Annotated in this window: 22 protein-coding genes; 11 read left to right on the plus strand and 11 right to left on the minus strand. The window is 54.8% G+C overall.

Translation table 11 applies throughout. The features are described from left to right. Positions 1-255 precede the first annotated feature (255 nt). The 7 genes from AC27IT_RS14840 to AC27IT_RS14870 form a co-directional block, all read right to left on the minus strand. Positions 256-588 (minus strand): spore coat protein, encoded by a 333-nt coding sequence (locus AC27IT_RS14840; RefSeq protein WP_005826671.1) that lies wholly within the window; start codon positions 586-588, stop codon positions 256-258. Positions 589-603: 15 nt separating this feature from the next. Next, positions 604-912 carry a ferritin-like domain-containing protein gene (locus AC27IT_RS14845; protein WP_005826669.1) on the minus strand — a complete coding sequence of 103 codons (309 nt, stop codon included), beginning with the start codon at positions 910-912 and terminating at the stop codon, positions 604-606. A 110-nt stretch (positions 913-1,022) separates the two neighbouring features. Further along, positions 1,023-1,838 carry a hypothetical protein gene (locus AC27IT_RS14850; protein ID WP_026558494.1) on the minus strand — a complete coding sequence of 272 codons (816 nt, stop codon included), beginning with the start codon at positions 1,836-1,838 and terminating at the stop codon, positions 1,023-1,025. Positions 1,839-1,984: 146 nt separating this feature from the next. After that, a complete protein-coding gene (gene proC, locus AC27IT_RS14855) occupies positions 1,985-2,827 on the minus strand; it encodes a pyrroline-5-carboxylate reductase (protein ID WP_025844033.1) in 843 nt (280 codons plus the stop codon). Positions 2,828-2,847: 20 nt separating this feature from the next. Further along, positions 2,848-4,116: a glutamate-5-semialdehyde dehydrogenase gene (locus tag AC27IT_RS14860; protein WP_005826665.1), complete on the minus strand. Its 1,269-nt coding sequence runs from the start codon at positions 4,114-4,116 to the stop codon at positions 2,848-2,850. 32 nt (positions 4,117-4,148) lie between these two features. Further along, positions 4,149-5,261 (minus strand): glutamate 5-kinase, encoded by a 1,113-nt coding sequence (proB, locus tag AC27IT_RS14865; protein WP_005826664.1) that lies wholly within the window; start codon positions 5,259-5,261, stop codon positions 4,149-4,151. 358 nt (positions 5,262-5,619) lie between these two features. After that, positions 5,620-6,234: a hypothetical protein gene (locus AC27IT_RS14870; protein ID WP_429777852.1), complete on the minus strand. Its 615-nt coding sequence runs from the start codon at positions 6,232-6,234 to the stop codon at positions 5,620-5,622. A 196-nt stretch (positions 6,235-6,430) separates the two neighbouring features. On the opposite strand from AC27IT_RS14870, the gene AC27IT_RS14875 reads away from it, so the two are divergent. From AC27IT_RS14875 to AC27IT_RS14905, 7 genes are all read left to right on the plus strand, one after another. Beyond that, positions 6,431-6,847 carry a hypothetical protein gene (locus AC27IT_RS14875; protein WP_005826661.1) on the plus strand — a complete coding sequence of 139 codons (417 nt, stop codon included), beginning with the start codon at positions 6,431-6,433 and terminating at the stop codon, positions 6,845-6,847. A 171-nt stretch (positions 6,848-7,018) separates the two neighbouring features. After that, positions 7,019-7,744 (plus strand): ABC transporter ATP-binding protein, encoded by a 726-nt coding sequence (locus tag AC27IT_RS14880; protein ID WP_005826659.1) that lies wholly within the window; start codon positions 7,019-7,021, stop codon positions 7,742-7,744. Beyond that, a complete protein-coding gene (locus AC27IT_RS14885; RefSeq protein WP_431809686.1) occupies positions 7,737-9,404 on the plus strand; it encodes a putative ABC transporter permease subunit in 1,668 nt (555 codons plus the stop codon). The genes AC27IT_RS14880 and AC27IT_RS14885 overlap by 8 nt, the downstream gene beginning before the upstream one ends. A gap of 259 nt (positions 9,405-9,663) precedes the next feature. Beyond that, positions 9,664-10,779, plus strand: coding sequence for an S-layer homology domain-containing protein (locus tag AC27IT_RS14890; RefSeq protein WP_025844037.1), 1,116 nt, complete (start codon positions 9,664-9,666; stop codon positions 10,777-10,779). 368 nt (positions 10,780-11,147) lie between these two features. Continuing rightward, positions 11,148-13,556, plus strand: coding sequence for a 3-hydroxyacyl-CoA dehydrogenase/enoyl-CoA hydratase family protein (locus AC27IT_RS14895; RefSeq protein WP_005826655.1), 2,409 nt, complete (start codon positions 11,148-11,150; stop codon positions 13,554-13,556). 19 nt (positions 13,557-13,575) lie between these two features. Beyond that, the gene (locus tag AC27IT_RS14900) at positions 13,576-14,754 is read left to right on the plus strand and encodes an acetyl-CoA C-acetyltransferase (protein WP_487091879.1); all 1,179 of its coding nucleotides are present in this window, start codon (positions 13,576-13,578) and stop codon (positions 14,752-14,754) included. Between the two features lie 36 nt (positions 14,755-14,790). Beyond that, the gene (locus AC27IT_RS14905) at positions 14,791-16,569 is read left to right on the plus strand and encodes an acyl-CoA dehydrogenase family protein (RefSeq protein ID WP_005826652.1); all 1,779 of its coding nucleotides are present in this window, start codon (positions 14,791-14,793) and stop codon (positions 16,567-16,569) included. Between the two features lie 84 nt (positions 16,570-16,653). On the opposite strand, the gene AC27IT_RS14910 is transcribed toward AC27IT_RS14905, so the two are convergent. After that, positions 16,654-16,908 (minus strand): Ger(x)C family spore germination C-terminal domain-containing protein, encoded by a 255-nt coding sequence (locus AC27IT_RS14910; RefSeq protein WP_487091880.1) that lies wholly within the window; start codon positions 16,906-16,908, stop codon positions 16,654-16,656. 170 nt (positions 16,909-17,078) lie between these two features. Here AC27IT_RS14910 and AC27IT_RS14915 point away from each other — a divergent pair, with 170 nt between their 5' ends. Then, positions 17,079-17,339 carry a hypothetical protein gene (locus AC27IT_RS14915; protein ID WP_487091881.1) on the plus strand — a complete coding sequence of 87 codons (261 nt, stop codon included), beginning with the start codon at positions 17,079-17,081 and terminating at the stop codon, positions 17,337-17,339. Between the two features lie 10 nt (positions 17,340-17,349). Here AC27IT_RS14915 and AC27IT_RS14920 read toward each other — a convergent pair whose 3' ends face one another. After that, entirely contained in the window at positions 17,350-18,093 is a 744-nt protein-coding gene (locus AC27IT_RS14920; RefSeq protein WP_238503997.1) for a GerAB/ArcD/ProY family transporter, read from the minus strand. Positions 18,094-18,254: 161 nt separating this feature from the next. Here AC27IT_RS14920 and AC27IT_RS14925 point away from each other — a divergent pair, with 161 nt between their 5' ends. The 3 genes from AC27IT_RS14925 to AC27IT_RS14935 are packed head-to-tail and all read left to right on the plus strand — an operon-like array spanning position 18,255 to position 21,999. Continuing rightward, positions 18,255-19,790: a spore germination protein gene (locus AC27IT_RS14925; protein WP_025844042.1), complete on the plus strand. Its 1,536-nt coding sequence runs from the start codon at positions 18,255-18,257 to the stop codon at positions 19,788-19,790. Continuing rightward, a complete protein-coding gene (locus AC27IT_RS14930) occupies positions 19,787-20,878 on the plus strand; it encodes a GerAB/ArcD/ProY family transporter (RefSeq protein WP_025844043.1) in 1,092 nt (363 codons plus the stop codon). Before AC27IT_RS14925 ends, AC27IT_RS14930 begins: the two co-directional genes overlap by 4 nt. Continuing rightward, positions 20,875-21,999, plus strand: coding sequence for a Ger(x)C family spore germination protein (locus AC27IT_RS14935; protein WP_005826641.1), 1,125 nt, complete (start codon positions 20,875-20,877; stop codon positions 21,997-21,999). Before AC27IT_RS14930 ends, AC27IT_RS14935 begins: the two co-directional genes overlap by 4 nt. A gap of 78 nt (positions 22,000-22,077) precedes the next feature. Here AC27IT_RS14935 and AC27IT_RS14940 read toward each other — a convergent pair whose 3' ends face one another. Both AC27IT_RS14940 and AC27IT_RS14945 read right to left on the minus strand, forming a co-directional pair. Next, a complete protein-coding gene (locus AC27IT_RS14940; RefSeq protein ID WP_005826638.1) occupies positions 22,078-22,590 on the minus strand; it encodes a 1,2-dihydroxy-3-keto-5-methylthiopentene dioxygenase in 513 nt (170 codons plus the stop codon). A gap of 17 nt (positions 22,591-22,607) precedes the next feature. Further along, the gene (locus AC27IT_RS14945; protein WP_005826636.1) at positions 22,608-23,261 is read right to left on the minus strand and encodes a methylthioribulose 1-phosphate dehydratase; all 654 of its coding nucleotides are present in this window, start codon (positions 23,259-23,261) and stop codon (positions 22,608-22,610) included. Positions 23,262-23,264: the final 3 nt, after the last annotated feature.

The following is a 23,264-nucleotide window of genomic DNA, read 5'->3' on the forward strand; positions in this document are numbered from 1 at the left end:
GAAGAGCCTACGGCTACCGCAATCTAGAGAGATTCAAGATTCGCATTAGACTGGAGTGTAAACCGGCTACATAACTACGAAAAACTGCGATAGAGGGAGATCAAGCACGTTTTACGGTGAAGAGCTATAAAATTATACAATTTGGAAAAAGAAGTAAAAAGCCCCTCCACAAGAAAACGCCGCAAGCACAACAAACAGCCCCGGCCCGAATGGGAATCGGACCAGGGCTGCATCACCCATGCTGGAAAAGCCAAACTATTGATACGGAAACTGACTGGAGTAGCCGGAGAACTGCTGGTAAGCTTGCTGCAGCTTTTGCTGTTCCTCCGCTTCGAGCTTGTACCAGCCTTTTTGGAACATGAGGTTGAACGTATCGCGCGCCGACTGGTGCGTCTCGTTCAACAGTTGCAGCATGTCGCTGTACAGTTGCTGGTGGCTCATCTCGCGCACCGCGACGTTCAGGCTGTCGGTGACATATTTGCAGGTCGCCAGACAATCGTTGAGAAAATCGCGGTCATTCATTTGCGGCCCTTTGATTTGCGGCAACTGTCCGGATTGCGGGTTTGCGATCTGGTTTTGGTTTGGCATCCTTGTTCTCCTCCCTTACTGCATCTGTTGTTGCTGTTGTTGGGATTGGGTCTGCGGCAAGGTCGCCATGACGGCTGTGTTGTTGTTTTGCAGGTGGGAGAGCAGCTTTTCGTAGTGCTGCTGGTGCATGCGGCCCGTTTTCTCCAGACATTGCTTCACGTCCGGGTCTGTGGCTTGCTGGGCAAAGAAATGCAGCTTTTTAAAGGCGAGCAGCTCCCAGGACAACGCATCTTTCAGGTAGCTCAAGTCTTTGGTCGTGATGACTTTGGGCGGCTCGGGAATCGGCGCTTGTTGAAAAGGCGTGGAAGACATGATGGATGGCATCTGATTGCTCCTTTCATGTGTGATACACGTATAGGATGGGCAACAAGACAGCAAGTAACCCTGCCTCTTTCCGCCAAAAAAAGAACCGATCCGAGAAAGGACCGGTTCCGCTATTTTGCAGAGGCCAGCTCCAGCGAGGCGACCTGAATGTCGATGCTGGCCGGGGCGATGTTGAGGCAAAAGCTGGCTTCCTTGTGCAAATCTTCCTGAATGTCCCGGATCAATCGGGTCATATCCGCCAAATAAGGCAGCTTGAGGGCCAGCGTGATCTGCAGGCGAGGCAAATCGTCGAAGGAAAAGGCAACTTTGACGACCTGGCTGACTTCTTCGTAACGGCTGCAAGCAGCCAGCGTAATTTTGCGCAGCACTTGGGGATGAATCAGGATGCGGCCGCCGGAAAAAGGCGGGTGAACCACGGTCGATTCGCCGATGACTTCCTTTTTCGAGCTGAAAATGCGGGTGGCAGAAGCGATCAGCCGCTGCAAATAGTCTTTTTCAACCTCGACCCGCGGGATCGGGATGACGTGCCTGCCCATCGTCTCCCGCACGTAGCGCGCCGCCTCGATTTCCTGCGGCGGCTTGATGGACTCGATGGGAATGTATTCAATAGAAGCAGGAAGGTGCAGCGCCTCGACAATCCGTGTAATCATGCGCTGCGACGTGCCGAGAATCAGCAAGCGTCCCGGCTGAATCTGCTCCAGGCTGCGCCGCACTTCCTCTGCGTGCTCGTCGTAGTGAAAAATCGCCCGCTTGACCGCCTGGATTTTTGTCTTTTCGTACTTGGCGGAGGTACCAGCCACCTTGCGACCCTGGTAGATCAGGATGCCGTCGTCAATAATGGCGTCGATATTCATGCGGTGGGCGAGTTCTAGTGCACTGGAGCTTTTTCCTGTACCACTGGTGCCGTACAAGGCGTAGATTTCCATCGGATACCTCCCTCGTTAAGCTTCTCGCAAAAAATAGGGCAACGGTGCGCCTGCTTGCGTGCGCGTCTGGACATGCTTTGTTTCAACATGGTAACGCACAGGCGGCTCACGAAGCAACCATCTTTGCGAAAAGCTCTTACCGATACTTACCGATACTGCGCGCCCATTTCCCTGGCGCGCTCTGTCGCCCGCAGGATGGCTGCTGTTACCGCCTCCTGGAACCGATACGACTCCAACACTTCCAGCCCGGCCTGCGTAGTTCCGCCAGGGCTGGTGACTTGCCTGCGCAGCAGGGCAGGCTCTGCGCGCGTCTCCAGCAGCATATGGGCCGCGCCGATCACCGTCTGGAGAGTGAGCTGACGGGCCATTTCCCGATCCAGCCCGGCTGTCGCGCCTGCTCCCATCATCGCTTCGACCAAATAATAAATATAGGCCGGGCCGCTGCCGGACAGCCCTGTGATAATATCGAGCTCTTCTTCTGCGACTTCGTGCACGGTGCCAATCGCTTCAAACAGGCGCGTGGCGAGTGCAAGCTGCTCGGGACGCACAAACGCATTGGCACTCAGTCCTGTCGCAGACAGCCCGACAGCGGATGACGTGTTCGGCATCGTGCGAATGATCGGGCAGTCTACCCCCAGCCATTCGCCGATCAGGCTGGTAGGAACGCCTGCGATGACGGAAATAATCAGTTGGTTCGGAGAGATGGTTCCGCGCAGTTCGAGTAGCGCTTCCCCCGCGTCCTTTGGCTTGATCGCCAAAATCAAAATGTCAGATGCCCGCGCCACCGCCAGTTTATCCGTGGTGGCGTTGACCCCGTATGCGTCCGTCAACTGCTCCAGGCGCTCCGCGTTGTTGCGGTTGGTGACAAAGATGCGGTCTGCTGCGGTCAAGCCTTTTTTCAAAATCCCCGAAAGCATCGCTTCCACGATGGAGCCTGCGCCGAGAAAGCCGATTTGTCCGGTTGTTATACTGGCTGTTTGGTTGCTCATCGCTGTTTCCTCCCTTTGGACTAGCGGATTTGTCCCGTTCCACGTACGACGTACTTGTAGGAAGTGAGTGCGGGCAAGCCCATCGGCCCGCGGGCGTGCAGCTTTTGCGTGCTGATCCCGATCTCGGCGCCAAAGCCGAACTCTCCGCCGTCGGTAAAGCGGGTAGAGGCGTTGTGATAGACAGCAGTTGCGTCGACAGCGGCCAAAAATTGATTCGCTGCGGCGTCGTCTTCCGTCACGATCGCTTCGGAGTGGCCTGAGCTGTGCGCGGTTATATGCTCAATCGCTTCGGCCAGACTGTCGACTGTGCGGACAGCCAGGATGAGAGCGGAGTATTCCGTATCCCAGTCCGCCGCCTGGGCTTCGCGGAGGAGAGAAGCGAGCTCATGGTGCGCCTCTCGCGTTTTGGCGCAGACGCGCAGTTCGACTCCTTGATCGAGCAGCTTTTGCAGCAGCGCCCGCTGGTAGTCGTGCGGCCAGTTGCGGTGGAGGAGCAGCGTTTCGGCTGCGTTGCAGACCGCGGGGCGGCTTGTTTTCGCGTTGACGGCGATTGCTTCTGCCATGTCGTAGCGGGCCGCCTGATCGATATAGATGTGGCAGTTGCCTACTCCCGTTTCCAGCACAGGCACGCTGGACAGTTGCAGCACGCGCTGGATCAGACCTGCTCCGCCGCGCGGGATGATGACGTCGACCAGTCCGTTTGCGGTACATAACAGGTCGACAGAAGCATGCTCGGCAAAAGGCAGGTATTGCACAGCGGCTTCGGGTAGTTCTGTCGCTGCCAGCGCCTCGCGAATCGAGCGGGCCAGCGCGACGTTGCTGTTGACGGCGCTGTGGCTGCCGCGCAGGACGATCGCATTGCCGGTTTTCAGCGCAATCGCCGCCGCATCGACGGTGACATTCGGCCGAGCTTCGTACACCATGCCGATGACGCCAAGCGGGACGCGAATCTGTTCGATGACGAGACCATTCGGCTGCGTCCAGGAATCCATTTTTTGTCCGACAGGATCATCGAGAGCGGCCAAGGAAGCCAGGCTTTCCACGAGATCGTGTACACGCGCAGGTGTCAGGCGCAGGCGGTCGAGGTAAGAGGCGGGCTGTCCGTCAACTTCCGCCTTGGCGATATCCAGCTCGTTTGCCGCCAGGATGGTTTTTTCGTCGGCCAGCAGCTTTTCGCCGATGGCAGCCAATGCCCTGTCTTTTTCTGTACGGGTCAAGAGCGCCATTTGCCGTGAAGCCTGTTTAGCCAGCGAGAGTTGTGCATACACTTTTTCTTTCAAGCTTTCCATTGTCTCCCCATCTCCTTTTCTCTCTTTCGGTTTCAAAACGTTTTCGAGCGTGCCGGGGTCCATTCATCGCGGTGGATTACGGTACCGCTGCGTCGCGTCAAGCCAGAAGGTGAGAGCGAATCCAGGAGCTGGGCAGCGCCGTACCTGCTGACGCCCCGGCCGATCAGAGCGCCTTCGCAATACACCTCGATAACCTCGCCTTCCTCGAACATCCCCGAGACATCGCGTACGCCCGCCAGAAGCAGGCTGCGGCTTTTTTCCAAAATCGCTTCCGCCGCCCCGCTGTCGACCGTGATCGTGCCGCGAACAGGGGAGTGGAGCGCGATCCATTGCTTGCGCGTGGAAACGCCGGCTGTTGCAGGGGATTCGGGACGGTAGCCGACGTAGGTGCCATCGCCGTTGCCCGCAAGCACCTTGATAAGATCAGCCGATTGCGCCAATTTTCCGATAAAGCTCGGGATTCCCAAGCCTTGCGCCGTTTTCGCGGCGATCAGCTTCGAGCGCATTCCGCCCGTGCCGAGCTGTGACGCGCCTCCTGCCAACGCCTCGATTTCCTCTGTCACCTGCTCAAGCGAGCCGATTCGCCGGGCGTCCGGATGGTGGCGCGGGTCTTTGTCGTACAGTCCGTTCGTATCGGTGAGAATCATGTACAAATCAGCGTGGACCAGTCCGGCCACCAGCGCGCCGAGCATGTCGTTGTCGCCAAAGGTCAGCTCCGCCACAGATACCGTGTCATTTTCGTTGATGATCGGTAAAATGTTTTTGTCCAAAAGCAGCGACAACGTTTGAAAAGCGTGCTGGTAGCGCTCGCGATCGGAGAAGTCTCCCCGCGTCAGCAAAATTTGCGCCACGCTGAAGTGATGGGCCGCGAACATTTGCGTGTACGTCTGCATCAGCAGGCTTTGCCCGATGGCTGCGGCGGCCTGCTTGGCAGCGAGAGAGCGGGGGCGCTGCTGGTAGCCAAGACGTTGATAACCGCTCGCGACCGCGCCCGAGGAAACGAGCACGACCTGGTGCCCTGCCTCGCGCAGCTTGCTGACAGCGGAGACGAGCAAGGACATTTTCGCCGGGTCCACGCCACCGCCTGCCGCGGCAATCGAACTGCTGCCCACTTTGACAACCAAACGCATTTTTCCCTTCTTCATACTTTGACCTCCTAGCACTTACTTGTAATAAAAAAAGCCCAATCGTCTCTTTGATAAGGACGAAAGGGCATGTTAGCCTTACGCGGTACCACCTTAATTGACGTCTGCCGACAGAAGATACCCGTCAAGTCGCAAACATCCAGCTCTCTTTCTTTGATAACAGGTGAAAGAAACCCGTCCAGGTCTTCCCTGGATGCTCTGGGGTGGGTTCAAACCGATTCATGGACGAAACCTCTCAGCCGTTGGATTTCGCTCTCTGGACCTGAAGGGCGGTTTTACTGTTCCCCGTCATTGCCGCTCGCTATGCGCTTGTTAATTCACTATTATTCGCCGGGCCTATAAGAAATGTCAAGAGGGTTTATTGAAATTGTTCGCTGCCGTACGTGCCCGATCTTGTTTTGATCTCGAACCGCTTCGTCTTCTGATCGCGAACGAGGCGGTAGTGCAGCGTGCGGTCGGAGGCAAAAGACGAGTCGGTCGCGTCCTGGACCGTTACGTTCAGCTCGCCGTTTGCTTTGGCGACCGTCGTATTGCGGACGGAGATCAGGACCGGATAGTCGACGCGCGGAATCGCAATGTACAGCTTTTCCTTGACCAGCTTCGTCGTCAGCTTGTCGTACATCGCCAGCGCGAGCGGCGTGCTCCAGAAACGGCCGAAGTACTTGACGATTTTGTCCTTGCTGTCAAATTGCTTCGGCAGCTCGCGGAACGCCAGCCCGTCCTCGTAGACGGTTTTGCCTTTGGCGTTGTCGAGCGCGGCGAAGTACACTTCCTCCAGCAGATGTTCGGCACGGTTGAGGAACAGGACGACATCCATTTTGTTGTCGCCGAGCTTCTGCATGGCAGACAGCTTCACGGGCTTGCTCTGGGCTTTCGTCTTGCTTTTGCTCTCTTCCTTGCCGGGAAGGGCACAGCCTGTAACGATCAGGGAGAGGGACAGAAAAATCATCCATTTTTTCCAGTTGGTTTTCATTGCGCACCTCACTTGAAAAGCCGTTGTTACCTGTTAGCGTGTGTGGCAAAAGAAATAAATAACCATGTGAAAAGATGCCAGTTGAAAAACAGGGCGGGATCACGGAAAAAGGAAACAGGATAGGGGTTGTCTGACAACGGGATTATGTCTATCATGGAGAGAGTTGTGCAGATCGAACGATTGAGGTGGAAAATACATGTTTGGATTTGGAAAAAAGGCAAAGAAGCTAGATGGCATTGATATTTTGATTATCAAGACCATTGAGGCGAAAAACCGCAACTTTTACCAGGTTGCTTTTCCCAGCGTGGTAGCAAACGATGTGATGTCCATGCTGCAAAAGCTGGAAAAATCGAAAATCAACCAGCAAGAATTTTTGGGCGAGATCGGCGGCTTTCGCATCGTGACTCACCTGGAAGCGCTGACCAGTTACAATGTGCTCGATGACGCGGATATGGAAGCGCAGCCTGTACAAATTGCCGATTTCGCAAACATCCTGCTCCGCCGCCTGGAAGCGCTGGCGGAAAGCGGCAAGCTCGGTGAATCCGAAGAGTTGGCGTTCATCATGGGCGAGCTGACGATGCTGCGCGATGGCAGCTTTGTACCGCAAGAGTAAAGAATACCCGGATGTTGAAGCCGGCCTTACGCTGGGCAGAATACATGATAAGCCGTTGGGAAACCGACGGCTTTTTTCGTATCCGCAACTTTCTCCGGCCATCGGGCGTATAGCATAAAGTGGAATCTGTTGGAAATGGGAAAAGTAAAACAGATAGAAGGAGGGACGGACATGATCGAGCTGGTGAATGTGACGAAAAGCTACAACGGGACAAACAAAGCGGTCGATCAGCTAAATCTGACAGTGCCGAAGGGGGAAATATTCGGCTTCCTCGGCCCCAATGGAGCAGGGAAGACGACGACGATCAAGATGGTGACCGGAGTGATCCGCCCGGACCAGGGCGAAATTACGATTAACGGAAAAAACATCGCTTCCCAGCCGCTTGAAGCCAAGCAGCAGTTTGGCTATGTACCGGACAGCCCGGACCAGTTTTTGCGGCTGAAAGGGCTGGAGTACGTCAGCTTCATGGCCGATATGTACGATGTGCCAAAAGACGTGCGCGGGAAGCGGATTCTGGAACTGGCGAACCGCTTTGAAATGACGAACGCGCTCGGCGACCCGATTCAGAGCTACTCGCACGGGATGCGGCAAAAAATCATGATTATGGGCGTGCTTGTGCACAACCCCGAGGTGTGGATTCTCGACGAGCCGTTGACCGGGCTGGACCCGAAGTCGTCGTTTACGCTGAAAGAGATGATGCGGGAGCATGCCGACAGCGGGCGCACCGTATTTTTTTCGACCCACGTGCTGGAAGTGGCGGAAAAGCTCTGTGACCGTGTCGCGATCATCAACAAAGGGAAAATTTTGTTTTGCGGTACCTTCAAAGAGATGCAGCAGCATTTTCAGTCAGATGTTTCGCTGGAGAGCCTGTTCCTGGAGCTGACGAAGCATGAATAAAGTCCTGCTGTTATCCAAAGTGCTGCTTAAAAATGCGGGCTCGACCTGGGGGGCGAAAAAAGGAAGCGGCTGGAAGAAACTGCTGCTTGTCTTGGCGATTTTGATCGGACTGATTCCGATGATGCTCGGGGCTGTCGTCTTTATTTCCGCGATGTACGACGGGCTGGCGCTGCTCGGACAGGAAGCGGCGTTGCTCGGACTGGGAGTGACGGTGGTTTCGGTGGCGATTTTCGTCTTCGGGATTTTGTACGTCCTGAGCGTGTTTTACTACTCGCAGGATGTCGAGCAACTGTTGCCGTTGCCGCTTCGGCCGATGCACATTCTTGGGGCCAAATTCATTGTCGCGCTCTGCTATGAGTATCTTACGGCACTGGTTTTGCTGGGACCGCTTCTGGTAACATACGGAGTGAAGAGCGGGGGAGGCTTTCTGTACTACCTGTTTGCCGTCCTCATTTTTTTGCTCGTGCCCATCGTTCCGCTTGTGATGGCGGCAGTTGTGGTCATGCTGTTCATGCGCTTTACGAACGTGGGCAAAAGCAAGGAGCGCTTCCGCTTAATCAGCGGCCTGTTTGCGATTTGTCTGGCAGTCGGGTTTCAAATGGTCGTGCAGCGCCAGACGAGCGGCGGGGTAGACAGCATAGAACAACTGCAGGAGCTGATTGCCAGCCAGGAGAACGCGTTGTTGAACCTGGTGACGCAGTTTTTCCCTGCGGGCAGGCTCGCGGCACTCGCCTTGCAAGACAGCGGCACGCTGGAATCGCTCGGCTATCTGGCAGTCTTTTTCCTGGTGGCGGTTGCCAGTCTGATCGTCTTTCTTGTGGTCGGAAACAGCTTGTACTTCGCTGGGGTCATGGGGATCAGCGACGCTGTGGCCAAACGAAAAACGGTCGGAGATGCGGCTTTTCAAAAGCTCGTGAAGCAGCGCTCAAGACTCTTGTCCTACTTCTGGAAGGAATGGAAAATGCTCTGGCGGACGCCTGCCTTTTTCCTGAACTGCACGCTCTCCGGCATTCTCGTGCCGATCGTGGCCTTGCTGCCTTTGCTCGCCCGCCGGGATAGCGGAGAGATGCTCGCGCGCCTGCAAGCGACGCTACAGGGCGAGCACGCCGGAGCCATCAGCCTGGCGATTGCCTTCGCCGCTTTTGTGATGCTGGGTGCTCTCAACAGCACTTCGGTTACGGCGATTTCCAGGGATGGACAAGGGTTCTTTTACAACAAGACATTGCCGATTTTGCCCCAGCACCTTTTGCTGGCAAAAGTCATGCCGGGTATCATCCTCAGCACGATCAGCATGTTGTTGCTGCTGGCCGAAGCTGTCTGGCTTCTGGCGCTGTCCGGGGAGTTCATCGTCTGGGCGATCCTGTGCGGGATTCCGGGCGTGATCTTCATCAACCTGGTCGGCATCATGGTCGACCTGCACCTGCCCAAGCTGGGATGGAGCTCAGAGCAGGAAGCGGTGAAGCAGAATCTCAATCCGCTGTTCTCGCTTCTCGTCGGCCTGGTGGCGGGAGGACTGGTTGTCGTGGCTATTAGTTTTGCGGGGACTTCTCTGTTTGCAACGGCTCTGGGACTTTTCGCTCTTTTTGCCCTTCTGGACTTCGGAATTTACCGATTGCTTGTTGCCAAAGGACCAGGGTGGCTGGAAAAGATCGAAGAGTGAGCATAACGTTTGGCTGCTGAAAAGCCGTTCTCCCCGTGCTGGAGTGCGGCTTTTTTCACATGGTCAACGCCAATTAGGAACATTTTGTGAAAAGAGGGTATAAAGAAGTGCGCGATCCATCCCGATACATGAAAGGGGGATCGTTGTTGTCCGGGACGCTCGTCGAGTCCTGGACCTTTCTGCCACAGAAACGGCAGGGAGAACTACATAGAAAAAGGGGTAAAGATTCTGGCAAAGGAGAAAGGAGTATGCGTATAACATGATGAAGCGTTTTGCTCTCTGTTTTCTCATGGCATTGCTGCTCGTGCAAACTGCATGGACGGGCGGTGCACATGCTGCAGGTGTTTTCGATGACACCGAAGGACACTGGGCAGAGCAACAAATTGAAGAACTGGCGAGCCTGGGGATTGTAAAGCGAAACAGCAGCCACGCGTTTTATCCGAACAAGCCGATTACGCGCGGCGAAGCGCTGGCTCTGCTCAACCGCGTATTTGAGACGGCCTACGGCTCACTTGAGCTGCCGCAGCGAAAAAGCAACCTGGACTACCGCTTTCTGCTTCGGGGGGAAGTAGAACAACTGTTGGTCAACATGAAGGCGATCTGGCAAGTAGAAACGAATGCGCTGTCCAGCTACGATCCGGGCGACAGAATGCTCTATTACTTGTACCTGGCCGAAAGCGGGCAACTGCTCAAAAAACAGCAAAAAGAAAATCCTGACTGGTGGCTGTCCAGCGAAGCCATGCAGCGGCCGTTGACCCGAGAAGAGGCGAGCCTGCTGTTGTTCCACGTGCTGGCGCCGCAAAAATTCAGAACGGCCAATTTGAAGCCGCAAGACGCGGTGACGTACTTCAACAGCTTTTACGAGTGGAAGCAGGATCGGTTCTACCGCGATACATACTCTCCATACCCGCTGGCTATTCGCGAGTTTCAGTTGTTTTTGACCGAAAAGACGTTTTCACCCGAGAAAATCATGACCCGCGCGGAATATGCCGTCGTCATGAAGCGACTGCTCGATTATTACCGCACCGATATGGCAGCCCAGTTCCGCAGCACGGTGGCGCAGCAGCAAAATATCGCCCAACTGTACTTGCGCTCCGCTACTCTCGCGCTGGAGAAAAAGCAGCAGGCCCGCTTGGCCGCCGTGTTCGCTCCCGAACCGTTAAAAGCGATGACAACGCTTCCGCAAGTGCCGAAGTACAACGGCCCGGTGACGATTACAAGCAAGACAGACATGAATGACCCGAAAATTCTTTGGCTGATCGGCCACTATCGCGACCCGGTAAACGGAGACTTCCAGGTCGAATACAAGCTGGAGCAGGATGCGTCGAATGCTTATGGGCGCAAAATCACAGCCGTTCTTTATTCGGAAAAATAGGCAAGCACTATGGGGAGCATCTGTTGCAGGATGCTCCTCTTTGTTTTGAAATGGAAAAGAGGAAGAAACATCGACAAGTGACGATTGCAAATGACAGAATTTTCGATTACAATAAAACTGAACGGTGACTCAGTAGGGGGTCAGCCAAAACATCTCAGGGCGGGTAACATAGCCAACACGTGGGATGTATTTTTTGGCCCACCAACTGAATGAGCATTCATTCAACAAGAGCATGAGCCTTGGCATACAGGAATATGGTTAAGAATAGTAGAACTTATGGAAATGATCTACTAATCTGAAAAGTTGAGCAAGGATGGCAGCCATTGTGATTATGCCTCGACAGAGGTTCTCTAAAGGAGGATTTGAAGATGGAACGCAAAATTCGCAAAGCGGCGGTTCTCGGCTCTGGCGTCATGGGCGCCGGGATTGCCGCACATCTCGCCAACGTCGGCATCCCTACTTATTTGCTGGACATCGTACCGCGCGAACTGACGGCGGACGAGAGTAAAAAAGGACTGACACTGGCTGATCCGGCAGTGAAAAACCGCATTGCACAGGCGGGCAAAGACAGGCTGCTCAAGGAAAAGCCAGCTCCGCTCTACGATAAAAAGAACATCGAGCTGATAACGGTAGGCAACTTCGAAGACCATTTGCCGCTGCTCGCCGAAGTCGACTGGATCATCGAGGTCGTCGTGGAGAACCTCGAAGTGAAGAAAAGTGTGTTCGCGCAAGTAGAAGCACACCGCAAGCCAGGGACGATCGTCTCTTCCAATACGTCCGGCGTTTCTATCAACGAGATGGCAGAAGGCCGCTCTGACGATTTCCGCAAACATTTTCTCGGCACGCACTTTTTCAACCCGCCGCGCTATTTGAAGCTGCTGGAGCTGATTCCCGGACGCGATACCGACCCGGCCATCGTAGCTTTCATGAAGCAGTTCGGGGAGCATGTGCTCGGAAAAGGAATGGTCGTCTGCAAGGACACGCCAAACTTCATCGCCAACCGCATCGGTACATACGGATTGCAGGTTTCGATCCACGAGATGGTGCGTCTTGGCCTCGGGGTAGATGAAGTCGATGCGCTGACAGGCCCGGTAATCGGCCGTCCGAAGAGCGCGACGTTCCGCACGCTCGATGTCGTCGGGCTGGACACGTATGTGCATGTCGCAGGAAACGTCCGCAACAAGAGCACGGACGAAGCGGAGCGCGCTGTCTTTGAGGTTCCGGATTTCGTTTTGCAAATGGTCGAGAAGCGCTGGATCGGACAAAAGGCAGGGCAAGGCTTTTTCAAACAGGTGAAGTCGGCGCAGGGCAAAGAAATTTTGGCGCTGGACATCAACACATTGGAATACCGCCCGAGCGTGAAGCCGAAGTTCCCGTCGCTGGACGCGGCCAAGACGGCGAAAACATTGCCGGAAAAGCTGCGGGCGCTCGCATACGGCAAGGACAAGGGCAGCGAGTTTGTCTGGAGCGTTTTCAAAAAAGTGCTGCTGTATTCCGCTGAAAAGGCTTACGAGATCGCCGACGACATCGTTGCAGTCGATCAGGCGATGAAGTGGGGCTTCGGCTGGGAGCTGGGGCCGTTCGAGACGTGGGATGCCATCGGCGTGGAAAAATCAGTGGCGCGGATGCGCGAGGAAAACGAGCGGATTCCCGCGCTGGTCGAGGAGCTGCTCGCGAGCGGCAAAACCTCCTTCTACCAAAAGGCAGAAGGCAAGCGCCAGGCGTTTGCGATCGGCGGCGTCTACAAAGGCATCGAGGAAAACAAGGAAAACATCAACCTCGCCGCGCTCAAGGAGCAAGGCAAGTTGATTAAGAAAAACGCGGGCGCTGCCCTGATCGACCTGGGCGATGGCGTCGCGTGTCTGGAGTTCACTTCGCCGCACAACGCGCTCGGACTGGATGTATTGCAGATGGCGAACCAGGCGGCAGAAGAGGTGCAGAAAAACTTCGCCGGACTGGTGATCGGCAACCAGGGCAAAAACTTCTGCGTCGGGATGAACCTTGCGATGGCGCTGATGGAAGCGCAAGATGAAAACTGGCTGGAGCTCGACATGCTCGTCAGCAATTTCCACAAAGCGGCCAGAGCGATTCGCTACATGCACCGCCCGGTCGTGGCGGCACCGTTCGGCATGACGCTCGGCGGCGGCGTCGAGGTCACGTACTTGGCTGACCGCGTACAGGTGGCAGCGGAAACGTACCTTGGACTCGTCGAGGTCGGCGTCGGGCTTTTGCCAGGTGGCGGCGGCACGAAGGAAATGCTGTTCCGCGCCATGGAAAACGTGCCGGAGGGCGGCAGCGTGCCAGTCGACCCGTTCCCGTTTGTCGCCAGAGCTTTTGAAACGATTGCGATGGCAAAAGTTTCGACTAGCGGACAGGAAGCGATCAACCTCGGCTATTTGCGGCCGACTGACCGGATCAGCATCAACTCTGACCATCTGTTGTACGATGCGAAGCAGCTCGTGCTCGCGATGGACAAAGAAGGCTATACGCCGCCCAAGCCGCGCAAAATCCGCGTGATCGGGGAGACGGGCTACGCCAACCTGCGCCAAAACATCTATGCGATGAAGAAGAGCGGGTACATTTCCGAGCACGACGAGCTGATCGCGTCCAAAATCGCCTATGTCATGTCTGGCGGCAACGTGCCGGCGGGTACGGAAGTGACCGAGAGCTACATTTTGGAGCTGGAAAAGCAAGCGTTCCTCTCGCTGATTAAGACGCCTAAGACTCAGCAGCGGATGCAGCACATGCTGACCAAAAACAAGCCTTTGCGCAACTAGGGAGAAGGAGGGTAAAACGATGAGAGAAGCAGTAATTGTCGCAGGGGCCCGGACTGCGGTCGGCCGAGCGAAAAAAGGAAGTCTCAAAGACGTACATCCCGTCGACATGGGGGCAGCCGTCGTAGCGGATTTGCTCCGCCGCGTTCCGCAACTGGACCCGGCGGATATCGAGGACGTCATCATGGGGACGGCGGTGCCGGAAGCAGAGCAGGGCATGAATATGGCGCGGCTGATCGGACTGCGCGCCGGACTGCCGACAAACGTAGCGGGCATTACGATCAACCGTTTTTGCTCCTCCGGCTTGCAGACGATTGCCTATGCCGCGCAACAGATTATGGTCGGCAGCTCGGACGTGGTCGTGGCAGGCGGAGTGGAGAGCATGAGCCTCGTGCCGATGCTCGGCCACAAGGTCGCGCTCAATCCGACACTGGTGGAGACGAAGCCTGAGGCGTACATGAGCATGGGGCACACGGCAGAGGAAGTGGCGCGGCGCTACCGTGTGACCCGCGAAGACCAGGACGCGTTCGCCCTGCGCAGCCATCAGCGCGCGGTTGCGGCGATCAGCTCGGGCAAGTTCCAGGACGAAATCGTTCCGCTGACGGTGAAGCAGTACACGGTAGACGAAGCCGGAAAGGTGCATATCCGCGAGCGCATTTTTGACAAGGACGAAGGCGCGCGCCCAGATACGACGCTGGAGGCGCTCGCCAAGCTGAAGCCGGTCTTCCACGTGCAGGGCAGCGTAACGGCCGGGAACTCCTCGCAAACGAGCGATGGCGCGGCAGCGGTGATCGTCATGTCAGCCGACAAAGCGGCAGAGCTGGGCGTTTCGCCTATCGCGAAGTTCCGCTCCTTTACCGTTGGCGGGGTGGACCCGGATGTCATGGGGATCGGTCCGGTCGTCGCGATCCCGAAAGCGTTGAAGCTGGCGGGGATCAGCCTGGACGACGTCGATTTGTTTGAGCTGAACGAAGCGTTCGCGTCCCAGTCGATTGCGGTCATTCGCGAGCTCGGCCTGGACCCGGAAAAAGTAAACGTCAACGGCGGCGCCATCGCCCTGGGCCATCCGCTCGGCTGCAGCGGCGCGAAGCTGACCGTCTCGCTGTTGAATGAAATGAAGCGCAGAGGCGGCAAGTACGGCGTCGTGACGATGTGTATCGGTGGAGGCATGGGAGCCGCAGGCGTTTTTGAAATGATCTAGCACGTACGTCCATTTTCATAAAAGGAGAGGGATAGCATGGCAGATACGAAAGAATTGATCCGTGGTGGAAGCTTTTTGATTGACGCAGGTTCGGCAGACGACGTGTTCGTGCCGGAGGAGTACAGCGAAGAGCAAAAAATGATCGCGAAAACGACGGAGGACTTTGTCGTCAACGAAGTTCGTCCGCATCTGGAAGAATTGGAGCAGCACAACTTCGACATTTCCGTCCGTCTGCTGAAGGAAGCAGGGGAGCTTGGCCTGTTGGCTGGCGATGTGCCGGAGAAGTACGAAGGACTTGGCCTGGATAAAGTCAGCACGGCTTTGGTCACCGAAAAGTTTTCGCTTGCGCGCGGCTTCGCGCTGAGCTATGGCGCACATGTGGGCATCGGCTCTCTGCCGATCGTGTACTTTGGAAACGAAGATCAGAAGCAGCGCTATCTGCCTGATCTGGCGTCCGGAAAACGGATCGCGGCCTATTGCCTGACAGAGCCAGGCTCCGGCTCCGACGCGCTGGGAGCCAAAACGACAGCGACTCTCTCTGCTGACGGCAAGCATTACATCCTCAACGGAGAGAAGCAATGGATCACCAACGCAGGCTTTGCTGACGTGTTTATCGTCTATGCGAAAATCGACGGGGAAAAATTCACGGCCTTCATCGTCGAGCGCACCTTCCCTGGCGTATCGTTTGGACCGGAAGAGAAGAAAATGGGCATCAAGTGCTCCTCGACTCGCACCGTCATTTTGCAGGATGTGCCCGTGCCTGTGGAAAACTTGTTGGGCGAGCCGGGCAGAGGCCACGTCATCGCCTTCAACATCCTGAACGTAGGCCGTTACAAGCTGGCAGTCGGCGCAGTCGGCTCCGCGAAAAAAGCGCTGGAGCTGGCGACGAACTACGCGAAGGAGCGGAAGCAGTTTAAAACGCCAATCGCCAATTTCACTTTGATTAAAAACAAACTGGCGAACATGGCGATCAAAGCGTACGCCGCAGAAAGCTCCGTCTACCGGACAGTCGGCCTGTTCGACACCGCGCTCGGCCGCCTGGGCGAAAAAGCGGATGACGGCGCAGAAGTCGCGAAGGCGATTGCCGACTACGCCATCGAATGCTCGATCAACAAAGTGTTTGCTACGGAAGTTTTGGACTACTGCGTGGACGAAGGCGTGCAAATCCACGGCGGATACGGCTTCATGTCCGAGTACGAGATCGAAAACATGTACCGCGACTCGCGGATCAACCGGATTTTTGAAGGCACGAACGAGATCAACCGACTGCTCATCCCGGACACGTTGGTGAAAAAGGCGATGAAGGGCGAGCTGCCGCTTCTGCAAGCAGCGACGAGCCTGCAAGCCGAGCTGATGAGCTATTACCCGGAGGAGATCGAGGAAGCGCCGCTTGCGGTGGAGAAGCACCTGCTCAGCATGACGCGCAAAATCATCCTGATGGTGGCAGGCTCCGCGCTGATGAAGTACCAGCAAGCGATTTCCAAGGAGCAGGAGCTGCTGGCGTTCGCTGCCGACATGCTGATCGAGCTGTACGCAATGGACAGCATCGTGAAGCGCACGGAAAAAGCGATTGCGGCCAACGGACTGGAAGCGGAGCAGCAAAAGCTGGAGTTGACAGCGGTCTATGTGCATGAAGCGTTTGATCGCATCGAAGCGTGGGCGAAGGAAGCGCTCGCTGCCATGGAAGAAGGAGATGAGCTGCGCCTGCGCCTCTCGATCCTGAAAAAGCTGACACGCCGTACGCCGATCAATACGGTTGCGCTGAAACGGTCGATTGCCGATCGCGTCATCGAAGCAGGCGGATACGTGGTGTAAACCGCACAGACACGCATACAGAAAAAAGGAGCGAAGAGTCATTCTTTGCTCCTTTTTCTTTTGCCCGCAGCCAAAAAGCTTGGCTCAAGGCTTTTGCTTCACTTTGGAAATACCGCCGTCGTTGATGTGCACCTGCACGTTTACCGACTCCAGCATGTCGGGGCGAAGCGGGAGCGCGCTGTTTTTTTGCAGTCTGTGCCACTCATGCGGGTGCTTGCGATAGAGCGTGTGCCCGAGCTGGAGAGTGTCTGCGCCCAGCTTCAGCCCTTTTTCAAACAGTCCGCGAATCTCTTCCTCGATTTTTTTGGCTGCTTCCGTTTCGATTTCGATTTCCCGCACAGGGCCTTGCGGAAAAGCTGGGTAATAAAGCCGGAGATGTCGACATCCACCTGAAAAACGACGTTCTCGCCGCGGAGCACCGGACGTATGGCTGCTTTTGGCTTTTCGAGCACGAGCATGGCGAGCGTCTGTTTGTCTTTTTTACCTCCAAAAGCGTACGGACTACATGCTTGTCCATCCAGCGCAAGCCGAGCAGCTCGGAGCGCGGCCAGCAAGCTGTAAAACTGGATGGCGCTGAGCGGCAGGAGCGAGAGCGTCGACGAAAGGAAAAAGAGTCCGGTCAGCCACCAGATCCGTTTTCGCCCGCCAGGTATCATCCAGATTTCCACGATCAGCAGATGGGCGAGCGCGATTCGGGTGAAAGCCCCGCTGAACCATTGGTAAATGCTCAAAAAATCGAGATGCTCGATATAAATGCCGATATTGGCTAGCCGCCACTCTTCATAGGCCGGGTAGCGCAGCTTGGCGGCTTCCGCCGGGCCAAATTCGACGATCGCGCCAATCGTTCGGCCCCAAGGTCAAGTCAATCAGCGACATCGCCAGCGAGAAAAACTGATAGTAAGGCACTTTGCTTTTCAGATGATGCTTCAGAAACAAAAACAGGAGCAGTTCCACAAAGCCGCTTCCCGCGTACATCATGCCTTTGAGCACCGGGGCCATCCCGTTTTCCATGATCGGCAGAAGCAGGCGGTAGTCTTTGTTCTGAAAATTCGTGGACATCACGAAAAACTCTACGACGACTGGCAACAACACCGTCGACGTCATTGCAATGGAGCGTATCCCGAACAGAGCGTTGACGAGACACAAAGCGGCGAAGAGGACAGTGTGAACCGTCAGCGGAGTCTGGGGAGCAAAAGACAGGTTGATCCAGGTGACCGTGTCTGTTATGGTCATCTTCCCGATAATAAAGCAATAGAGAGAGGTCAGTAGCGCCAACAGGCGGGAAACGAAGAAGCCGTATCGGTTCTGCAACCAAACAAAAAGGTGTTCGCGCCCGGTTCTCAGATAGATAAAGTAAAGAAAGCACGTCCAGATCAGGTAGAGAGCCCCGGCAAAAAGGACGGAAATCCACGAATCTCTCTTGGCAGAGTCGAGCATCATGGGGATGACGATGACATGGTTCATCAAGCCGTTGGCCAGCATCAGTATTGCTACGATTTGAGTAAAAGCTAGTCCGTTTTTCATAGTTCTCCCGCCAGACTGTTCCAGTTCTTTTGTCAGTATTTGCAGGTCGTCTCGATTTATGCGACAGGACAGGCGTGCCTTCGAAGGTTGCATGCATATTTTTGGAAGCTGCCACGAAAGCTAAGAGAACATACTGAGCAGAGGATGGGGAACGGTTCGAGATGACGATGAGAGGATGGCTGAGAAGGAAACGGGTGTCGGCAAAAGACAGAATTCAGCCGTCCCATGCCCACCCGATAAGCGACAGCCTGGGCGAAAATATTAGCGAACTGGAGCGCATATTCACGCTGACACCTGACCTGGTGATTCGCACGTTTGAAAGCAGTATGCTCGAAGGTTCGGCAGCGATCGTGTATTTAACTGGGCTTGTGGACAAAAACTCCATCAACAACAATGTGCTGCGGCCGATGCTGGCTCAGCGGGATCGGGGAAAAGCGGGAATTCTCGACCTGCTGTCGGTAGGAGATGTCTCGATTGCCCGCGATTTTCGCACCGTTGAAAAGGAGATTTTCGACGGCAGCTGTATCATGTTTGTAGAAGGGCGCAACGAGGCGTTCGTTCTCGATACGCACGGCTGGCCGCAGCGGGCGATTGAGGACCCGCAACTGGAAGCGTCTTTGAAGGGCGCCCACCAGGGGTTTGTGGAGACAGGGATGCAAAATATCGCCCTGATTCGCCGCTACTTGCCTAATCGGGAGTTGAAAATCAAGGAATTTTGGATAGGGGACAGGGGAGCTACCCGGGTGTCGATCCTATTTTTGCAAGATGTCGCACATCCGGAGGTTTTGCAAGAAATGGAGGACCGGATCAAGCAGATCAAGATCGACTCGATTCTCAATACAGGCGAGCTGGCAGAGTTGATTGAGGACAATCCGTTTTCCCCTTTTCCGCAGTTGATGATGACGGAGCGGCCCGATTCGGTGGCCTCGCACATTTTGCAAGGCAAGATCGCCGTCGTGGTAGACCGTTCTCCCAGCGTCTTGATTGGCCCTGCCACCTTTTCCTCCTTTTTTCAAAACGTGGACGATTACAGCACGCGCTGGCTTGTTTCGTCGTTTATTCGTCTGTTGCGGGGGCTGGCTTTTATCATCGCGACCTTTCTTCCGGCTCTCTACATCGCCCTGATCTCGTTTAACTACGAGGTGATTCCGCTCGACTTGATTTTATCGGTCGGAGAGTCGAGAGAGAGAGTGCCTTTTCCGCCTTTACTCGAAGCGATGCTTATGGAGCTGACTATGGAAATGCTGCGGGAAGCAGGGGTCAGGCTGCCAACGCCCATCGGACAGACGGTAGGCATCGTGGGGGGGATCGTCATTGGACAGGCAGTAGTTCAGGCGGGGATTGTCAGCAACATCATGGTGATTGTGGTCGCGTTTACAGCGATCTCCTCCTTTATCATCCCGAATTACGATATGGGGTCTGCGGTTAGACTGCTCCGGTTTCTCATGATGGTGCTGGCTGCTTTGTTCGGTATCGTCGGGATTATCGTCGGGCTGATGGGCCTCATTGCCCATCTGATCCAGTTGGAATCGCTTGGCGTTCCCTACGGAAGTCCGCTCGCGCCCGCTCGTTTCAGCGACTGGAAAGATTTCTTTGTCCGCTTGCCGTTTTGGACGATGCGGGATCGGCCAGTCAGTACGAGGGCCATTCAAGCGAGAAGGCAGGGAGATAATCGTCCAAGGGGAGATGGCGAATGAAAAAATATGCCTTCAATGAACTGACGGTCTTCCAGTACATTTATTTGATTCACGGTGCGCAGGTAGGGATCGGGGTGTTGTCCATGCCGCGAGAGCTGGCCGAGGTGGCAGGGACGGACGGATGGCTCTCAATTTTGATTGGTTGGTTCGCGGCTATGGCGGTCAGCCTGGTCATCATCGGCATCATGAAGCGCTATCCCGGCAAAACGATTGTCGATCTGCTGCCGTTGTTTTTGGGTAAATGGCTGGGGAAAGTCTGTGTTGCAGGAATCGCCGTCTATTGCGGTTTTGCCTCTTTCACTGTCATGGCCAACACTGCGGCCATCGTCAATACGTGGATTCTTAGTCAGACACCGATTTACATGGTAGTTATTTTGCTGGCCATTCCGGCTTATATGGTTCTCCAAGGCGGCTTGCGGGTGCTTGGACGGTATGCCGAGCTGATCTTTTATCTGACGCTGTGGATGCCGATCGTCTTGGTCACTGTCTTGCCGAAAACGAACTGGCTTTATTTGCTCCCTATTTTCAAGGAAGGGTGGTGGCCGATTCTGGCGGGAACAAAATCAACGGTTCTGTCTTTTTTAGGATTTGAACTGGCTTTTTTTCTCTATCCTTTTTTGCAGAAAAAGCAGTATGCAGTCCTTGGTATCGTTGTGGCCAATACGTTGTCCATGCTGATTTTTATGAATATCACCTTGTTCAGTTTCGTGTTTTTCAACCCTGATGAAATTCTACAATATACGTGGCCAACATTGAATTTATGGAAGGTGATTGAGTATCGATTTTTGGAACGAATGGATATTATCTTTCTCGCTTTCTATTTATTTTATTTGTCTACAACCAGCTTCCCTTATCTGTATTTTTCAGTCTTCTCGTCAAGTCAATTGTTCGGTGCAGCAGATCATCGCAAGCATTTAGGCATCGCTTTGCTGTTGGTTATTTTACTGCTTTGGCTGTATACGCCTACGTTCATGGATTTACTCAAATGGAAGCAGTGGTGGAGCACTGGCGGTTTGCTATTCGGATACGCGCTGCCCGTTCTGGCTTTTGTGCCGATCTGGCTGCTGCGTAGGTCAGTGAAGGAGTGAAGGTTATAAAAAGATACGTACACGTTCTATTGATTTTGTGTGTAGTCTCCCTGCTGACGGGGTGTGTGGATCGGATTGATCTGGAAGACGCGACGATCACCCTGATGACAGGGATAGATCTGAATGAAAAAGATCAGCTTCTCGTCTATTTATCGAGTCCGGTGTTCAGCAAGGAAGCCAAGGATAAGGAAGAGGAGTACGGAGTCAAGATAGAATCGCTCCGTCAGGCAAGAGGACGGTTTGACGGGCTGGTGACGGGCCTTTCGTTATCAGGCAAAATACAGGTGTTCGTTATCGGGAAAAAACTGTTGGAACATCCCGATTGGTTTCCCATTATGGATGTGATGTTTCGCGATGCGCGATTTACGGTGAATGCGCGAGTGATCGTTTGCGACGGGCCGGTCAAGGAGCTGTTCAATTTTAATCCGACGGATAAGCCGCGGCTTCCGCTTCACCTAACCAGGCTGCTCGATAAGGCAAGCCAAAGGAATTTGACAGTAACAACAAGGTTACAGGAATTTCATCGACAAATGTTTGAAAAAGGAGGCACACCGTTACTCGCTGAAATCAACTCAGGACGCTCTGTTAAAGTATTGGGGACGGCACTGCTAAACAAGGGCGGCAAGTACGCTGCGCTGCTCGAGCCAAGAGATACGATGCTGTTGCAGATGCTCCGTAATCAAAAGCAGGGAGAGACATCCTTGACGCTTCCGCTTCCCGTAAACGGTGGCAGCAATCACATAGCGAGGGATCGGCTCAGTTTTTTGGTGAATGGCGTCAATCGCTCCGTGAAAACAAGCTACCGTAACAATCGGTTTCAATTCGACGTAAAAATGAAAATTCGCATTTCCATCACCGAAAGGCTGTTTTTGTTCGACATGGAACAAGACTACAGGAAAATGGAGCAAATGATTAGCGAGGAACTGCGCAAAGAGTTCGCAAATCTGGTCACAAAGTGCCAGGAGAGTGGAACAGACCCGTTTGGCTTTGGCGTGTACGCCCGTGCGTATGAGTACGAGGAGTGGAAAAAGGTACAGGAAGATTGGCCGGCGGCATTTGCCAGAGCCGATGTCCGTATTGTGCCGGAGGTGTCGATTATAGGCGATGGCGTCATTAAGTGAGTAAATAGCAGGAAAAAGGAAAAGCACCTTGTCGCCAAGGCTATGGTCCAAGGTGCTTGTTTGTTTTTGCGATACGTATCAGTAGATAGCCTCCCAGCCTGCAGGAGTGACGAACAGGCGGATTGCCTTGATTTTGCGGTCGTCCATCAAGGTGAAGTAGTGGCGGAAGTTCGGCGGTACGGAGATCAGGTCGCCTGGCTCAAGCTCGACGTCGAAGTAGCGCCCGTCTTTGCCCTTGATCGCGAAAATGCCGTGGCCGTCTACGCAGAAGCGGCACTCGTCGTCGGTGTGATGATGCTCGTTCTTGAATTTCACGAGCAGCTCATCGAGGTTAGGGGTTTTGTCAGAGAGGACGATGATGTCGGCAGTCAGGTAGCCGCGGCGCTCGCTGATCGCGTCGATCTCCGGCTTGAAGGCGGCGAGAATCTCCTGTTTTTCTTCCTCTGTCGGGCTGTAGTTGTCGCGGTGCTTGGGATCGAGGCGGTCTACGCCCCATTTTTCGTAAATGATCTCTTGGCTGTCCAGGAAGGAAATGACTTCCTCCGGTGCGGAAATGTACTCGTTAGTGTCGTGGAAACGAATTTGTGCCATCTTGTTTGCCTCCTTGGTTAATTGGTTGTAGTGGACACGACGGCTTGGCGCAGTTGCAGCCAGCGGGCGTGGTACTCGAACAGAAATTCAAATGCTTCCAGGTGGCGCTTCGCTTCAAAGTCGTTGCCGCCCCAGGCGTAAATGCCGTGGTTGCGGATGAGCACGCCCGGAATTTCCGGGGTGATGACTTTTTCAATCGCGGCGGCCAGGGTCGGAATATCGGCAAAGTTCTCAACAATCGGAACAGTGATACGCGCGTTTTCCTCCCAAATGCCCAAGCCTTTAATCAGCTCTTGCCCCTGGATGGAGAAGGCGCGCTGGCCGAAGTACAGCTCGGAGATGAGGTTGTTCCAGACGGTATGGACGTGGAAGCAGGCACCTGCCTGCGGGAACTTTTGATAGACGACGGCGTGGATCAACGTCTCTGCGGACGGCTTGAGCGAAGTCGCGTCTACAGGGCGGGAATCTCGATCGACTACGAGGTAGTCTTCCGGCGACAGCTTGGTCTTGTCTTTGCCGCTTGCGGTTACGGCAAATTGCAGCGGCTCGTTCTGGATTTTGATCGAGAGATTGCCGCTGGTACCGGGAAACCAGTCCCGGCGGGCAAATGTCAGCTTGGCGTCGTCCAGACGGCGAAAAGCGTCCAGACGTTGTTCGAGTGTTGCGGTCATGGA

Source organism: Brevibacillus sp. YAE8, assembly GCF_057543335.1.

Coding starts and splice junctions, on each gene's coding strand:
- AC27IT_RS14925 (WP_025844042.1), top strand. CDS start 18,255: ATGACGATGAGAGGATGGCTGAGAAGGAAACGGGTGTCGGCAAAAGAC.
- AC27IT_RS14945 (WP_005826636.1), bottom strand. CDS start 23,261: ATGACCGCAACACTCGAACAACGTCTGGACGCTTTTCGCCGTCTGGAC.
- AC27IT_RS14890 (WP_025844037.1), top strand. CDS start 9,664: ATGATGAAGCGTTTTGCTCTCTGTTTTCTCATGGCATTGCTGCTCGTG.
- AC27IT_RS14875 (WP_005826661.1), top strand. CDS start 6,431: ATGTTTGGATTTGGAAAAAAGGCAAAGAAGCTAGATGGCATTGATATT.
- AC27IT_RS14880 (WP_005826659.1), top strand. CDS start 7,019: ATGATCGAGCTGGTGAATGTGACGAAAAGCTACAACGGGACAAACAAA.
- AC27IT_RS14840 (WP_005826671.1), bottom strand. CDS start 588: ATGCCAAACCAAAACCAGATCGCAAACCCGCAATCCGGACAGTTGCCG.
- AC27IT_RS14885 (WP_431809686.1), top strand. CDS start 7,737: ATGAATAAAGTCCTGCTGTTATCCAAAGTGCTGCTTAAAAATGCGGGC.
- AC27IT_RS14845 (WP_005826669.1), bottom strand. CDS start 912: ATGCCATCCATCATGTCTTCCACGCCTTTTCAACAAGCGCCGATTCCC.
- proC (WP_025844033.1), bottom strand. CDS start 2,827: ATGAGCAACCAAACAGCCAGTATAACAACCGGACAAATCGGCTTTCTC.
- proB (WP_005826664.1), bottom strand. CDS start 5,261: ATGAAGAAGGGAAAAATGCGTTTGGTTGTCAAAGTGGGCAGCAGTTCG.
- AC27IT_RS14895 (WP_005826655.1), top strand. CDS start 11,148: ATGGAACGCAAAATTCGCAAAGCGGCGGTTCTCGGCTCTGGCGTCATG.
- AC27IT_RS14850 (WP_026558494.1), bottom strand. CDS start 1,838: ATGGAAATCTACGCCTTGTACGGCACCAGTGGTACAGGAAAAAGCTCC.
- AC27IT_RS14930 (WP_025844043.1), top strand. CDS start 19,787: ATGAAAAAATATGCCTTCAATGAACTGACGGTCTTCCAGTACATTTAT.
- AC27IT_RS14905 (WP_005826652.1), top strand. CDS start 14,791: ATGGCAGATACGAAAGAATTGATCCGTGGTGGAAGCTTTTTGATTGAC.
- AC27IT_RS14860 (WP_005826665.1), bottom strand. CDS start 4,116: ATGGAAAGCTTGAAAGAAAAAGTGTATGCACAACTCTCGCTGGCTAAA.
- AC27IT_RS14940 (WP_005826638.1), bottom strand. CDS start 22,590: ATGGCACAAATTCGTTTCCACGACACTAACGAGTACATTTCCGCACCG.
- AC27IT_RS14920 (WP_238503997.1), bottom strand. CDS start 18,093: ATGAAAAACGGACTAGCTTTTACTCAAATCGTAGCAATACTGATGCTG.
- AC27IT_RS14900 (WP_487091879.1), top strand. CDS start 13,576: ATGAGAGAAGCAGTAATTGTCGCAGGGGCCCGGACTGCGGTCGGCCGA.
- AC27IT_RS14870 (WP_429777852.1), bottom strand. CDS start 6,234: ATGAAAACCAACTGGAAAAAATGGATGATTTTTCTGTCCCTCTCCCTG.